15 protein-coding genes and 1 pseudogene are annotated in these 14765 nt (G+C 61.7%); 6 read left to right on the forward strand and 10 right to left on the reverse strand.

Features of this window, described 5'->3' with window-relative positions:
* Positions 1 to 2: 2 nt before the first annotated feature.
* The 4 genes from O1Q03_RS23455 (at position 3) to O1Q03_RS23470 (ending at position 4957) form a co-directional block, all read left to right on the forward strand.
* Complete coding sequence (locus tag O1Q03_RS23455; RefSeq protein ID WP_269506470.1) at positions 3 to 1052, forward strand: XdhC family protein; 1050 nt, start codon at positions 3 to 5, stop codon at positions 1050 to 1052.
* A gap of 113 nt (positions 1053 to 1165) precedes the next feature.
* A complete protein-coding gene (locus O1Q03_RS23460; protein WP_269506410.1) occupies positions 1166 to 1888 on the forward strand; it encodes an OmpW/AlkL family protein in 723 nt (240 codons plus the stop codon).
* Between the two features lie 109 nt (positions 1889 to 1997).
* Positions 1998 to 3650 (forward strand): 3-(methylthio)propionyl-CoA ligase, encoded by a 1653-nt coding sequence (locus O1Q03_RS23465; protein ID WP_269506471.1) that lies wholly within the window; start codon positions 1998 to 2000, stop codon positions 3648 to 3650.
* A gap of 122 nt (positions 3651 to 3772) precedes the next feature.
* Positions 3773 to 4957, forward strand: coding sequence for an acetyl-CoA C-acyltransferase (locus O1Q03_RS23470; protein WP_269506411.1), 1185 nt, complete (start codon positions 3773 to 3775; stop codon positions 4955 to 4957).
* Positions 4958 to 5102: 145 nt separating this feature from the next.
* Here the strand turns inward: O1Q03_RS23470 and O1Q03_RS23475 are convergent.
* Positions 5103 to 5305 (reverse strand): annotated as a pseudogene (locus O1Q03_RS23475) (IS110 family transposase); the annotation flags it as partial.
* 207 nt (positions 5306 to 5512) lie between these two features.
* Here O1Q03_RS23475 and O1Q03_RS23480 point away from each other — a divergent pair.
* Positions 5513 to 6130 (forward strand): TetR/AcrR family transcriptional regulator, encoded by a 618-nt coding sequence (locus O1Q03_RS23480; protein WP_442865826.1) that lies wholly within the window; start codon positions 5513 to 5515, stop codon positions 6128 to 6130.
* Between the two features lie 120 nt (positions 6131 to 6250).
* Here the strand turns inward: O1Q03_RS23480 and O1Q03_RS23485 are convergent, their stop codons facing one another.
* The 3 genes from O1Q03_RS23485 to O1Q03_RS23495 form a co-directional block, all read right to left on the reverse strand.
* On the reverse strand, positions 6251 to 6523 hold the full coding sequence (locus O1Q03_RS23485) for a hypothetical protein (protein ID WP_269506413.1): 273 nt from the start codon (positions 6521 to 6523) through the stop codon (positions 6251 to 6253).
* Between the two features lie 376 nt (positions 6524 to 6899).
* On the reverse strand, positions 6900 to 7670 hold the full coding sequence (locus O1Q03_RS23490) for a DeoR/GlpR family DNA-binding transcription regulator (protein ID WP_269506414.1): 771 nt from the start codon (positions 7668 to 7670) through the stop codon (positions 6900 to 6902).
* A gap of 342 nt (positions 7671 to 8012) precedes the next feature.
* On the reverse strand, positions 8013 to 8639 hold the full coding sequence (locus O1Q03_RS23495) for a TetR/AcrR family transcriptional regulator (protein ID WP_269506415.1): 627 nt from the start codon (positions 8637 to 8639) through the stop codon (positions 8013 to 8015).
* A gap of 130 nt (positions 8640 to 8769) precedes the next feature.
* Between O1Q03_RS23495 and O1Q03_RS23500 the strand changes: the two genes are divergently transcribed.
* The gene (locus tag O1Q03_RS23500; protein WP_269506416.1) at positions 8770 to 9168 is read left to right on the forward strand and encodes a nuclear transport factor 2 family protein; all 399 of its coding nucleotides are present in this window, start codon (positions 8770 to 8772) and stop codon (positions 9166 to 9168) included.
* Positions 9169 to 9352: 184 nt separating this feature from the next.
* Here O1Q03_RS23500 and O1Q03_RS23505 read toward each other — a convergent pair whose 3' ends face one another.
* From O1Q03_RS23505 to O1Q03_RS23530, 6 genes are all read right to left on the reverse strand, one after another.
* Entirely contained in the window at positions 9353 to 10474 is a 1122-nt protein-coding gene (locus O1Q03_RS23505; protein WP_269506417.1) for an alkene reductase, read from the reverse strand.
* A gap of 34 nt (positions 10475 to 10508) precedes the next feature.
* Entirely contained in the window at positions 10509 to 11231 is a 723-nt protein-coding gene (locus O1Q03_RS23510) for a hypothetical protein (RefSeq protein WP_269506418.1), read from the reverse strand.
* 37 nt (positions 11232 to 11268) lie between these two features.
* Entirely contained in the window at positions 11269 to 11673 is a 405-nt protein-coding gene (locus tag O1Q03_RS23515; protein ID WP_269506419.1) for a nuclear transport factor 2 family protein, read from the reverse strand.
* A 124-nt stretch (positions 11674 to 11797) separates the two neighbouring features.
* Positions 11798 to 12559, reverse strand: a complete 762-nt coding sequence (locus tag O1Q03_RS23520; protein WP_269506420.1) for an SDR family oxidoreductase — start codon at positions 12557 to 12559, stop codon at positions 11798 to 11800.
* Between the two features lie 49 nt (positions 12560 to 12608).
* Entirely contained in the window at positions 12609 to 13406 is a 798-nt protein-coding gene (locus tag O1Q03_RS23525) for an alpha/beta hydrolase (RefSeq protein ID WP_269506421.1), read from the reverse strand.
* Between the two features lie 141 nt (positions 13407 to 13547).
* Complete coding sequence (locus O1Q03_RS23530; protein ID WP_269506422.1) at positions 13548 to 14552, reverse strand: LysR family transcriptional regulator; 1005 nt, start codon at positions 14550 to 14552, stop codon at positions 13548 to 13550.
* Positions 14553 to 14765: the final 213 nt, after the last annotated feature.

Here is a 14765-nt window from a genome sequence, read left to right on the forward strand (position 1 = left end):
TCATGGACGCCGACGATCTGCACGTCTTGCGGACCTGCGTCGCTTGGCTCGAAGGGCAGCACGCAGTCTTGCTGGTTACCGTCGTCCGTACGTGGGGATCGTCGCCCCGTCCCATCGGCGCAATGATGGCGTTGCGCGATGACGGCCGTGTGGCCGGATCGGTTTCGGGCGGTTGCATCGAGGACCACCTGATCGCCGCCGTGCAGGAAAGCGGTTTCGATTCGTTGGTCCCTGATGGGTTGCCGTGCTCTGTCAGCTTCGGTGTTGCGGCGGAGGAAGCTCACAAGTTCGGCCTGCCATGCGGCGGAACGCTGCAACTCGTGCTTGAGCCATTGGCGGAACGCAGTGCGGTCGCGCAATTGCTGAGCCGGGTGTCGGCGGGGCAGCTGACGCGTCGCCGGCTCGACATGTCGACCGGCGCAGTGGAGATGAGCGTCCCGATCCACGTAGCCGAGCTCAGCTTCGATGGCCGCTATCTCGATCAGGTAATAGGCCCGGCCTTTCGGCTGCTTGTCATTGGAGCAGGGCAGTTGTCTCAGTACCTCTGCGAATCGGCGATCGGCCTAGGCTTCGACGTCACGATCTGCGATCCGCGCGCCGAATACGCCGACGGGTTCGAGGTGCCTGGCGCGACGCTATTGCGTTGCATGCCCGATGACGCGGTACAGGCGATGCAGCTCGACGAGCGATGCGCCGTCGTCGCCTTGACTCACGACCCGAAGCTGGACGATCTGGCGTTGATCGACGCCTTGAAAACTCGCGCGTTCTATGTCGGTGCGCTGGGCTCGCGAGCCAATAACGCGCTACGGCGCGCACGCCTCAAAGAGTACTTCGATTTGGCCGACGAACAGTTGGACCGGCTGCGCGGGCCCGCCGGCATTTACATCGGCAGCCGTACTCCATCGGAGATCGCGCTGTCGATTCTTGCCGAAATCGTGGCGACGAAGAATGGCGTCGAGGTGCCGAGCTTGCTTTTGGTGGCCGGTGCGAAAGAGGCCAGGACCTTGCCGGCGTCCCCCCATGTTTGCGCTCCTCGCTGCGATGCGGCTTAGCGCAATACGACGGCCGACTTAAGAGTGCAACACGAGGAAGCTGCCCGGACAAGGCATTGAGGCATGCCTTGCGGTCAGTCACATACATAGACGGAGATAGGTGGAGACACATGATGGAACGCAGCCAGAAAATCACTGCACTGCTCACGGGGTTATCGATTGCTTGCGCATGCGTCAGCGCGCGAGCCGACGAATCGGAAAACGGCCAAACCGACGAATTCTCGAATACGGTGAAGCTCGGGGTGGCTCTCGCCCGTTTCAACACTCAATCGGGTGATCTATCGGGGCCGCCGGGTACCACCCCTCCCGGTGTTCAGGTTGGTTTAAAGAACCCGACCATGGTGGCGTTCAGCTATCAACGGTGGCTGTCCAATCACTGGTCGATCATGTTCCAAGGAGGTATTCCGCCGACCGTGCATATGCAAGGAGCCGGCAGTGCAGCGGGATCGGGGGATATTGCCACGGCCAAGGTCTGGTTTCCGGCGCTGTTTGCAACGTACACCTTCACAGACTTCCATGGAATTCGGCCTTACGTAGGGCTCGGTGTGCACTACACATTCATGACGAACGGCAGTGTCACGTCCACCTATACGAATGCATTCCACGGGACGTCCAGTTCGATCAAGTTTAAAGATGCTTGGGGACCCGTCGCGAGACTCGGAGCGGAATATCTGATCACCAAGCGTTGGGTGCTCGATCTCTCGTATATCCACTACTGGATGAAATCGACCGCCACGATCACCACGGCCACCCCCGGTTTCGGCAACATCTCCCGAACCATCGATGTCAAGGCCAACCCCGACGTATTCGGTGTGATGATCGGATACCGGTTCTGACGGCGCCCGCCTCACATGCTTGATTCCGGGCCAACGAAATAGAAATGACTCAATCAGATTAAGGATCACCATGAGCAAGGACAGCGTCATCTGTTCCGCCGCTGACACCATGTCGCGCTATCCGAAGAGCCCGGTAATGGGCCAGATGATGAGCCAGCCGCTGCTCATCTCTAACATCATTCAGCACGCGGACCGCTATTTTGGCGGTAACGTGATCGTGTCACGGTCGTCCGGGCGCGACTTTCATCGGTACACCTATCGCGACTGCCACCGGCGTTCGCGCCAGATGGCCAATGCACTCGAGGGTCTGGGCGTACGCATGGGGGATCGCGTGGCCACGCTGGCGTGGAATGGATACCGGCATTTAGAGTTGTATTACGCGATTTCCGGCTCAGGGGCGGTGATGCACACCATCAATCCACGCCTGCACGCTGACCAGATTGCGTACATTGCGAATCATGCGGAAGATCAGTATCTGTTCTTCGATGCCGCCTTCCTGCCGCTAGTCGAAGCGTTTGCTGAGCAATGCAAGACGATCAGAGCTTTCGTGATGATGTGCGAGCGCGCAAGCATGCCGGTGAATAGTAACATTGCTAACCTGCTGTGTTACGAAGATCTCATCGCGCAGGGCTCAGACAGGTACGAATGGCCGAAGTTCGATGAGCACTCCGCCTCGAGCTTATGCTACACGTCGGGCACGACAGGCAATCCGAAGGGCGTGTTGTACTCCCATCGCTCTACTATTCTGCACTCCTACTCCTCGGCGATGCCGGACGCATTGTGCGTCTCCTCGCGCGATGTCATCGCACCTATCGTACCGATGTTTCATGTAAACGCCTGGGGCCTCGCGTATTCCGTGCCTATGGCGGGGGCCAAGCTTGTCCTTCCCGGTGCCGCGCTCGATGGAAAGTCGATCTATGAGCTTTTTGAGCAAGAGGGCGTCACGTTCTCCACCGGCGTGCCCACTGTTTGGCTGGGCCTGCTTACGTACATGAGTGAGAACAATCTGAAGTTCTCAACGCTCACACGCGTCAACATCGGCGGCGCAGCTTGTCCTTCTGCCATGATCAAGACGTTTCGTGACGAATTCGGCGTGGATGTCTGGCACGGATGGGGAATGACCGAAATGTCACCGTGCGGGACCATGTCCACGCTGCAGAATCGCCACTTGCCACTTTCGCAGCAGGAAAAGGATGCTGTTATCGCCAAGCAGGGACACGTGCTGTTCGGCGTCGATATGAAAGTCATCGGCGATGACGGCAGCGAACTGCCGTGGGATGGGGCGGGTTCCGGCCATCTTTTGGTCAAGGGTCCCTGGGTCGTCAACAGCTACTTCAAGGGCGAAGGGGGCGACGTGTTGGTGGACGGGTGGTTCCCTACCGGGGATGTCGCAACGATCGATGCGGATGGCTACATGCAGATCACCGACCGTAGTAAGGACGTCATTAAGTCCGGGGGCGAGTGGATCGGCTCCATCGACCTGGAAAACATCGCGATGGGGCACCCGGCGGTGCATCAAGCGGCATGTATCGCTGTAGCTCATCCCAAGTGGGAGGAGCGCCCGGTATTAGTCGTGGTGAAGAAGCCCGGCATGGAAGTCAGCAAGCAGGAGTTGATCGGATTTTATGAAGGCAAGATCGCCAAATGGTGGACGCCGGACGACGTGATATTCGTCGAAGAGCTGCCGATCGGCGCAACAGGTAAGGTGCTGAAGAACCGTATTCGAGAGCAGTTCGGGGGCCTAGAGCGACCGACGGCCTAAGTGCCGACCCTGTAACGGATGCAATGACGACTATTTCGATTACACATCAAATCATACCGGTCGATGTGGAGCATGTTTGACCAAGCTCCGCGTGCGCCGGTACTTATAAATAGGAATGCAAAATGAAAGAAGCAGTGATCGTATCGACCGCGCGTACGCCTATTGGTAAAGCATTTCGCGGATCGTTAAACAACATTAAATCGCCAACGATGCTCGGCCACGCCATCCGCCATGCCGTAAGCCGTGCCGGTGTTGACAGCGAGGAAATCGAGGATATCGTTATCGGGTCTGCGCTGCCCGCCGGAACCGCGGGAATGAACCTCGCGCGGATCGCCGGGGTGGCTGCAGGCCTTGGCGTCGGTGTGGCTGGGCAGACCATCGATCGCCAATGCGCGTCCGGATTAATGGCTATCGCCACTGCGGCCAAGCAGGTCATGATCGACGGCATGGATGTCGTGGTTGCAGGGGGGCAAGAGAACATCTCGGCATTGAATGGTCCCTATATCGAGTGGGTTTATAAGGAGCGGGACGAGAACGCCATTCGTAATGCTGACCATATGTACATGGCGATGTTGCAAACGGCCGAGGTCGTTTCGATGAAGTACGGCATAACTAGAGAAAGGCAGGACGAGTATTCGCTGCAGTCCCAGCGGCGCACTGCGGCGGCTAAGGCAGCGGGGAGATTCGATGACGAGATTGTCCCCATCACGACCACGATGAAATCCTTGGAGAAGGCAACAGGTGCCGTGTCGTACAGAGAGGTGACACTGTCCGAAGATGAGGGAAACCGTCCTGATACGACGCTGGAGGGGCTCGGCGGACTGAAGCCGGTGGTGGACGGCGGCGTCGTCACCGCCGGAAATGCCAGCCAGCTGTCAGATGGCGCATCTGCATGCGTCGTCATGGACGCACAACTTGCCGAACGACGCGGTCTTGAGCCACTGGGGATCTATCGTGGCATCGCCGTAGCGGGCCTTCCGCCCGAGGAAATGGGCATCGGTCCGGTCTTTGCGGTTCCTAAGCTGCTGAAGCAGCATGGCTTGAGAGTCGACGATATTGGGCTTTGGGAACTGAACGAGGCCTACGCATGCCAGGCGATCTACTGCCGTGACGTGCTCGGCATTGATCCCGATACGTTCAATGTCAATGGAGGAGGGATTTCGCTCGGACATCCCTACGGGATGACGGGATGCCGTCTCGTTGGGCATGCCCTAATCGAAGGGAAGCGACGGGGCGTGAAATATGTGATCGTCACCATGTGCGTCGGCGGTGGCATGGGCGCAGCCGGCTTATTTGAAGTCGCGTGATAGTTCCGGGCGCCTTCATGGAAAACCGGTTGCCGTTGCGGCTTGCGTATCCTCCGCATGGGCCGACGCATAGGCGGCTCGGCTGGTACGAACTAGAACCGACCCACTCCTAAGCGCGGCCGATATGGTGTGGACGGTAGAGGACATCGGTCTTGGCTGCGCCGGCGTGCAAATCAGCGAAGCGGCGCATGGCCAGTCAGGGCAGATATAGGCTGCGAATACGCCTTCAGCCCGGGCGGCGGCTACAGGAAGCGCACCTATGGTGGAGGGCTGATTGACGACGAGCAGCAGTCGACCGTGAGTCTTGAGTTCGGCGATGAGGGCGCGCGGATTGGCCTCGTCGTCTGGCGGCGATAATCAAGCCGGGCTTGCTGGCCAAAGCCCCGATTATCGGGGCGTGAAGACAGTAACGGGGCCGAGAGAAAACTGCTGCCGTGGAAGCACGGGCGGGGAGGCTCAAAGCAGAAAGTACGATCAAGTCGACGGCGGCGGCGATGTAACTATATTCAATATGGACACCGGTCGTCCAACAACCTTCTGGACATTCAGCTTGCCATGAACAGGTTCTCCTCATCACCCCGACCGTCCCCGTTCCCCATGGAACATGAGATTCGTGTCCAGATCGTCAACGCAGCCACGGATTACTTTAGTAGGTACGGTTATGAGAAGACGACCGTTTCAGACGTCGCGAATGCAATTGGCTTCTCGAAATCGTATATCTACAAGTTCTTCGAGTCGAAGCAGGCTATCGGTGAGGTGATCTGCGCGAACCGGCTTTCCGCCATCGTGGTTGCAGCTCGTGACGTCGTCGCCGAGTCGCACGCTGCGACCGTAAAATTCAGCCGCTTCTTCACGATCTTGGTTATGGCCAGCAGCGAACTATTCTTCGCCGACCGCAAGCTTTACGACATCGCTGCCGTCGCCGCAGCCGAATCCTGGCCGTCCGTTGGAAGCTATGAGGCGCAAATTCGGGACATCTTGACGCAGATTGTCCGTCAGGGGCGCGAATCCGGTGAGTTTGAGCGCGAGACCCTCCTGAACGAGACGGTGAACTCGATGTTGCTTGTGATGAGGCCCTACTTTAACCCCCTGATGCTGCAGTACAACCTCGATTCTGCGGTAGATTCGACGATACAACTTTCAAACCTCGTGCTGCGTAGTCTCGCGCCGTGATCAGTCTCGCGACGTCGTCGGGGTGAGACACGCGAGGCTGGCCACGCTTGATGCGGAGTGTCGGCAAACCCGTCAGAATGTCGCGATGACCGCCGGACGTGCCGGGCGCGCATCATCGTGCTAGCCACCCGGCGTCGCTTTACCATTAGGCAGCAATGTTTTCAGATAGGTCGCCACGTCGGCGATCGCCGCGTCGCGCCTGCGCATTACCTCCAACGTGCGGGCCCGTCTCAACGCAACCGTCGTCGAAGCAAAAAGGGAACGCCGGTCGCTTCGTTGACCAGCTCGCCGCGTTCGTTCTCGAAGATGCGGCATGCCCGCACCCTTTACGACGATAGTGGGCATGGCGTACGGCATGTCGAACGCATGCGATGCGTGCGGAAAGGCTGTCATGGTGGCGTCTCTGCCAGCCTTTTGCAGCCGCTCGACGTAAGTCGCACAGGAAGACAAGACTTTGGTGAATCCCGCGCATCCCGACGCCATGCGAATCGTCGTGACGCTATGCCGCGATCAATTTGCGGTAGGCCGCAGGGATTACGCCGTCTCCGAGAGAACGTCAGCTTTCGCGCCCAACTTCCGTGGTATCTCCAATCGCAACAATCGCTCCAGCCTCGAAAGACTCTCGCCGTAACCGATGCGTCGATCGGCGCGTTACGTAAGGCGGCCTGGGCCTAGCGGTGTAGCCGTGGGATCGAGAATCGGCAGGCTGGCGCTGGAATCGGCGTGCCGTGCGTCGAATCCAGCGTTTGCCCGTCAGGCGCCGTCCGCATCACGCGATAAGTACTTTCAATCCCTTGGCTTCGAGGTCGTGCCGGTATGCGTCGGGGATTCCGGAATCCGTGACGACCGTGTCGAAATTGTCCACTCCGGCAAAGTTGCACGTCGACACCTTTCCGAACTTCGACGAATCGACGAGCAGGATTCGCTCGACGCTCGATTGCATGGCAGTCTGTTTCCACGAGCAGTCTTCAACGTAGCTGCACGTGAGGCCGTGTTTCAGCTCATATCCCGTCGCGCCGATGAAGGCCTTGTTTGCGCGATAGCGCTGCAACGCCTGAACTGCATCGGGCCCGGAAAATGTATACGACTTCGGAGACAAAACGCCGCCCAGCGAGATCACGGTCGTGTTCTCGCGCTTTGCGAGGACGTTGATGGTGTTCAGGCTATAGCAAATGAAGGTGTATGCGCCGTCGGCTGGCAGGCTTTCGGCGAGCTGCTGAATGGTCGTGCCGGAGTCGAGGATGACGACGTCGCCGGGGCTCAGCAACTTGGCGGCCGCGTTAGCGATTCGCTTCTTCTGCTCCGCATGCTGACTTCGTTCCGTTTGTGCGTTGTAGCTCGCAGTCGCCCCGGCGTTCTCCAGGGATGCGACTCCACCGTAGACGGCCCGCAATTTGCCCGTGTCCGCGAGCTCGCGAACGTCACGGCGGATCGTCATTTCAGATACATCCAGCGCCTTGGCGAGATCCCCGATGCTCATGAAATTGCGGGCGCCGACCATCTCGAGGATGTGATCCGTCCGTTGCGTTTTGCTCGTCATATCGTGACTGTGCCCTATGGATGTTCCAACCGGGTGCTGTCGGCGTACTGCCTGGATCCTTGCCCATAACGCGTATCGTCCGGAGCAAAATGTTAAAACAGCACGCCGAAATGTGCGACATCGAACATTTTAACGTATTTGTTGGTGGACTGTGTAAGGAATTCGATACCGTTCCGTCCGCTCGGCTTCCGCGGTTCTGAAGGCGCGAGCCGGGTGTCGCGACCGGTGCACCTCTGCGGCGAGACGCTTTTCCGCGTTTCGAAGCGGCCCGCAGGTCGTGCCTGATCTGGGCGCGGCCTTCTTTCCGCCGGACGCCGCTGCGTCGCACACGCAGCCGTCGGCTCAGCGCAAATCGGGATGCTGTCCGATCTCGCTGTCGATCAATCGTCGCGCCGCATCGACGAGTTCGCGCTTCAGGTCCGCACTGCCGTATGTCAGCGCGGACGCATAGGCGCCTTCCATCAACAGCGAAAGCTGGTTGCCCAGGCGAACCGGGTCTCCGGCGCCGAGATCCCGGCACAGCGCATGCAACCGGCTACGGACTTCCGACTTGTTGGCGCACGCAATGGCGGTGCCGGGATGTTCGCGATCGGGAAACTCCGTCGCGAGGTTGACGAACGGGCACCCGCGGAATCGCGGGCTCGAGATCAAACCGGCAACGCCCGCGAACAATGCATCGATCTGCTCACGCGTGCGGCCGACATGGGCGGCAACGATCGCATCCCACCACACCCAGAAGCGGCGGTTCTGCTCGTCGGCGAATGCCGCGATCAGTTCATCCTTCGACGCGAAGGTGCGATAGAGCGACGACTTCGACACGCCCGAGCGTTCGAGCACCGCGTCGATGCCGATCGCGCGAATCCCGTGCTGATAGAACAGCTCGATCGCGGTCTCGACCAGCCGCTCACGCGCGGAAGGCTCGCCGCGCCTGGGTGCGCCGCGTCTTGTGGTCGTGCTCGTCTTGCTCACCGGATTCTCCGCGCAATTGTGGTTGACAAAAGTACACCAGACATCCATTCTGAGTAAAGGAACAGATCAGTACCTTTATCGGGCAGGCCACGGCACCCGAATTAATGCCATCACGGATCGGAGCAGCGAAATGACGACAGCAGAGAAGGCGGCGGCAAACAAGGCGTTGGTGCTGGAAGCGATTACGGGCGTGTTCGTCGACCGCGATCCCGCCGTGCTCGACCGGTTGTTCAGCGATGACTATCGACAGCACAACCCGCAGCTTCCGAACGGAACGGCCGCGATCAAGGCGCTGTTGGGCAAACTGCCGGCGGATTTCAGGTATGAGCCGGGGCTCGTCGTGGCGGAGGGCGATTACGTCAGTATCCACGGTCGCTATGTCGGCTGGGGACCGGAACCGATGGTGGCCGTCGACATATTTCGCGTGGATAACGGCAAGGTCGCCGAGCATTGGGACGTCATGCAACAGGAGGTGCCTGCGACACAAAGCGCGAACGGGAACAGCATGTTGACGTCGGTGCAGGATTAGCCGAGCGCGGGAGCAGGCCGTCGCCGTCGCCTGACGGCACGGCGATCGGTCCGACTCGCGGTCGGCAGGCCGCGGCGCGCTACCTCGACCGTCATGGAGGAGCAGGTGGCTGGATGGGGGCGTCGCGTGCTGCGGCGTTTCATACCGCATCGACGCAGCACGCCTCTTGCAACTCGCCGCCGCACTACGCCGTCAGCGCGTGAAGGGCCGGGTAGTCGGTATAGCCGTCGGCGCTCGCGCCATACACCGTCGGCCAGACGACTTCGGCCAGCGGCGCATCGATCGCGAAGCGTTCCGGCAGGTCCGGATTGGCGATGAATGCGCGGCCGAATGCCACCATGTCGACCAGCCCCGCGCCGATGAGCCGATTGCCGTTCGCGCGGTCGAAATCGACGTTGGCGATGATGTTGCCGCGGTAGAGGTCGCGGAAGTGGCGGAACATGCCGTCGCCGGCGAGCCCCGCCAGCGGCGTTGCCGACAGGTCCGACATCGCGCCCATCAGCAGCAGATGCGAAAGGTCGAATTCGTTGAGCCTGCCGATCACGTATTCGGAAGTCGCCAGGGTCTCGTCGGTTGAAACGAAGGCGCCCGTCTCGGACGTTGCCGGGCCGGTCTTGATGCCGGTCCGATGCGAGCCGGCCACTTCGACGACGGTCTCGACAACTTCGAACAGGAAGCGCGCACGGTTCTCGACCGAGCCGCCGTATTCATCCGTGCGCAGGTTGGTGCGGACGTTGAGGAACTGGTTGAACAGGTAGTGATAGCCGCCCTGGATCTGCACGCCGTCGAAGCCGGCCGTGATCGCGTTGCGGGCCGCCCGGCCGAAATCGGCCACGGTGCGGCGGATCTCGTCCTTTTCCATCGCGCGCGGCACGACGGTGTCCTTGCGGCCGGACGCGGTGACGCTCTGCTGCCCGGGGTTGACCGCCGACGCAGACAGCGGCGCCTTTCCGTCATGAAAATCCGGATGCCCGATCGAACCGGTATGCCAGAGTTGCGCAACGATGCGGCCGCCCGCGCGATGCACGGCATCCGTCACCAGCCGCCAGCCGCGCACCTGCGCGTCGCTCCACAAGCCGGGAACGTCGGCCCATCCGAAACCGGCGGGACTCACGAACACGCCTTCGCTGATGATGAGTCCCGCGGACGCGCGCTGCGCGTAGTACTCGGCATGCAGCGCGGTCGGCGCGTGCTCGGGATTCGCCGCGCGCATCCGCGTGAGCGGCGCCATCGCGATGCGGTTGGGTAGATCAAGCTCGCCGATGCGGATCGGTTCGAGCAACGGCTGGTTGTCCTGCTTCTTCATTTAGTGCTCCTGCAATGTAAAGGGCGTCGCGCGCTTATTCGGTATGAAAATCGATGCTGCGGATGTCGATGGACACGAGCAGCGGTTCGTCGATCTTGTCGCTTGCATCGTCGTAGGCAAAGACGCGGCGCGCCATCGGCACCATCACGCCGCGGACATTGCGATAGCCGCACGCATAGTTGGCACCGCGCGCTCCGCCCATCACGTCGACCGTGTAATCGTGGCGGCGCAGCAGTCCCTCTTCGCCAAAATAGGAAACCTGCTCGCGACTGTGGCTCGCGATCGCATCCGGGAACGTGACTTTCAGGCGCCGCCAGGTCTCGCCGTTCTCGTGCCAGTCCGGCAGTTCTTCCGTATGGAAGCCCGGGCTGGCGTAGAGGAACGGAATGGTCAGGTAGGTCCACAGCGCGTAGCCGGTGAAGTACAGCGCATGCAGGCGATCCCAGCGGGTTTGCTGCGTGTGGCCTCGATAAGTGTCGCGCGGCGCGCGCCGTGTTTCGAGTTCATCGCCATTCACGGTGCCGATGCCGACGGCGTCCGGCTCGAACGTGCCGCGCCAGCCGCCGGCCGGCGACACGATGGCGACGTGCTGGCGCCGCAGATCGCCGACGAGCTCGATCCCATGGAACAGGCCAGGCTGTTCCTTCAGGTGCCAGACGGCGCCACCGATGTCGAGTTCCGCCGAAACCGTGCGGAATCTGTTCCAGTTTTCAATCCCGCCGTGGGCCTGGATCGCCTGTTCAAGCAGCGTACTCATTGCGTCCTCCGTGTGTCGAGCGGTCGCCGCATGCGCGTCAGCGCTCGTCGCCGAACGTGTCGCCGAACATCGGATAGCCGCCGGCGGATTCGCCGCGCACCGCTTCGTCTTGCAGCACATCCCAGTGTTCGACCAGTTTCCCGTCCTCGATCCGCACGATATCCACGCCGATCAGTGCGGTCGGCGACGCGGAGTGGCTGTAGCGGCTGTGGATCCAGACGAACTCGCCGCCGGCGGCCACCATGTCGTATTCGAAACGCACGTCGGGCATCGAGTCGACGAGGCCGAACAGACCATCGCGGCCTGCCGGTACGACCCGGCTGTGCTGGATGTAGGTGTCGGACCAGAACTGCGCGGCCTTCTCGTAATCCTTCTTGTTGAACAACGTGTCGAGCGCGTCGAGCACGAGCGCGATGTTCTTGTCTTCCAGTTCCTTGATCATGATTTGGACTCCGATGGTTTTGGGTGTCGTTCAGTTCAGGGATGGTCCGGAACGACACGCCAGGGTGAGGGTGAACGCAACTCCGATACGGCTTCTTGCCGCGAACTCGGAGCGCTTGCCGCAGTCAAGCGACGGGAATCGGGTTCTCGACGATGAACTGATTGAATTGCTCGACGAACGCGTGTTCGTTCGGCCCCGCGTTGTCGCGCAGCGGCCTGGCAGCCTCGACGACGACTTCGGTCGTCGCGGTTTCCAGCAGCTTCAGCGTTTCCGCGACGAACGCGTCGACCGGCATCGCGCGAGGGTCGCCGCTCTTGTGCACGAGATCGGTATCGACCCACGGCGGCGCGATTTCCAGCACGCGCACGCTGGTGTCGCGCAGCGCGAAACGTTGCGACAACGTGTACGAATGGATCGCGGCCTTGGTCGCCGAATAGAGCGCCGTCGCGGCGAGCGGCACATACGCGAGCACCGAGCTGTTGTTGATGAGCGTCGCATCCGGCTGCTGCTTCAGATGCTCGACGAATGCCGCACTCACGCGTACCGGCCCGAGCAGGTTCGTGGTGACGAGCTTGACAGCCTGTTCGTCGTCGAGCGGGCCGCCGGCATCGTCGAACGGCATGATGCCGGCGTTGTTGATCACGACGTTCAGCGTCGGATAGCGCGCGATCAGTCGCGCGGCGACCGTGCGAATCTGCGCGGCGTCCCCGACATCGAGCTCGACGGTGTCGATGCCCGGGTTCTGCTTCGCGACCTCGTCGAGCAGTGCCTTGCGGCGGCCGGCGACGATGACCTTGTTGCCGAGCCGGTGAAACGCTTCCGCCAGCGTGCGGCCGATGCCCGACGTGCCGCCGGTGATGAAGATCGTGTTTCCGTTGAGTTTCATGATGCGCGCTCCTGGGTGGGTGGAAGGCAGTGACATGCATTCGCGGCTGTCAGCCGCCCGCGAGATGGCGTTGGAGGAAGCCGCCGACGGCGAGCAGCACGGGCGCGTGCGTCGCGATGCCGGCGCGGGTCGTGCCGGCGTAGCGCGCACATTCCGTCGGCACGCCCGCGGCGATCAACGACGCGGCGTAATGTTCCGCTTCGAGATGCAGTGGATCGTGCTCGACTGTCGCAATGAACGTGGCCGGCAGATGGGTCAGGCGGCGCGATTCGAGCGGCGCGGCGTACGGATGCACGCGCTGCGACAGCGTGGGCAGATACGCGCGGTAGCTGGCCGTCAGCGTGTCCATCGCAGGTGTCGCGTGGACGGCCGACTGCCCGATGCGCGTCATGCTCGGATCGAGCAACGGCGCGAGCAGCACCTGCGCACGGACGCCCGCGGTGCCGCGGTCACGCGCAATGGCGGCAAGGCCCGTGGCGATGTTGCCGCCGGCATCGTGGCCGGCGACGGCCATCTGCCGCTTGTCCGCGCGCCTGCCCCTGGCTTCCGAGCATGCCCACTGCAGCGCGCGATACGCGTCTTCCACCGCATGCGGGAAAGGAAAGGCCGGCGCGAGCGAGTAGCCGACGGACAAGACCCACGCACGCGCATGCGACGCGAGCGTCTCGCAGACGACATTCGTATCGTCGAGCGAGCCGGCGGTGAACAGGCCGCCGTGGAAGTACAGGACGATCGACAGCGGATGCTTGTGCGTCGACGGCCGGAAACTGCGCACATCGATCGGTTGGCGATAGCCGTCGATGCGAGCATCTTCGACCAGCAAACCGGAAAGGGAAACGGTAGACATACCAGTCAACGCAGTGCGTTCTCGTTTGCTTGAACAATGAACGCATTCTGGTTGTTACCGCAAAGCGGATAAATCGCGTACTTGCCTCAACAGTGTTCTCTCGACGAGAACAATGCTTCGCCGTTGCGGGGCGGGGCTCGCTTACGCGATCGGCGCTTCGCCGTCGCCCGGCAGGTCGACCATGTCGTCATCGTCGACCTCCGCGCTCGCCGGGCGGTACCATGCTTCGGATTCCAGGCTGCCATGCAACGACGGGTTGTCGCGAAAGAGTTCCGCGATCCAGTCGATGAATGCGCGGACGGTGGCGGACAGATGGCGGTTATGCGGATAGACGGCGGAAATGGGTTGCGGCGGCGGCTTCCATTGCGAAAGGATCTCGACCAGCTCGCCCGATTCGAGGTAGGGCTGCGCGAGGAAACGGGCGCTCTGGGCGATCCCCAAGCCTTTCAGCGCGCCGACGGTCCAGGCTTCGAAATCGTTCACCGCAATGGCGCCGCGCATCCTGACTTCGACCGCCTTGCCATCGACTTCGAACGTCAGCGGTGCGATTCGGCTCGTGCGGCTCCAGTAGTAGTTCACCGCACGGTGATTGGCGAGTTCGTCCAGCGTCTGCGGCGTGCCGGCGCGGTCGAGATACGCGGGACTCGCGACGGTGATGCCCTGGTACATGCCCACCCGCCGCGCGACGAGCGACGAGTCCTGCAACGCGCCGATGCGCAGCACGCAATCGACGCCTTCCTGGATCAGGTCGAGCGGCTTGTCGCCGAGGCCGAGCATCAGGTCGATTTCCGGATAGCGCTCGTTGAAATCGCTCAACGCGGGCATCACGGCGATGCGCCCGAGCGCACCCGGCATGTCCACGCGCAGCTTGCCGCGCGGTGTGCGCTCCTTGCCGAGGAACGAATTCTCGAGATCGTCGATGTCCGCGAGGACGCGCACGGACCGCTCGTAGTAGGCCGCGCCGTCTGCCGTGAGGTTGAGGCTGCGCGTGGTGCGCTGCAGCAGGCGGGTTTTCAGGTGCGCTTCGAGGCCCTGGACGATGACGGTCACGCGGCCGCGCGGCATCTCCAGCGTGTCGGCCGCGCGCGTGAAGCTCTTCGTCTCCACGACGCGCGCGAACACTTTCATGGCCTGCAGGATATCCATTTGCCCACACCTCATCGAGACTGCGCGTCGACCATGCACACGACCGCCAGCGCGCGGCGGGCGCGCTCGCGGCAGAGGTTGGCGGGCGCGTGAGGCGTCGATCGACGTTGCGGCGCAACGTGCGATGCGGTTTCGCCGGTACGCCCGGCGAGCCAGTCTATATCGGGGCAAAAAATGCCGCCAGAGGCTCGTGCGGACCGGTTACCCGGTCGC

Origin of the sequence: Burkholderia sp. IMCC1007 (assembly GCF_027257875.1) — a bacterium.
GTDB lineage: Bacteria > Pseudomonadota > Gammaproteobacteria > Burkholderiales > Burkholderiaceae > Burkholderia.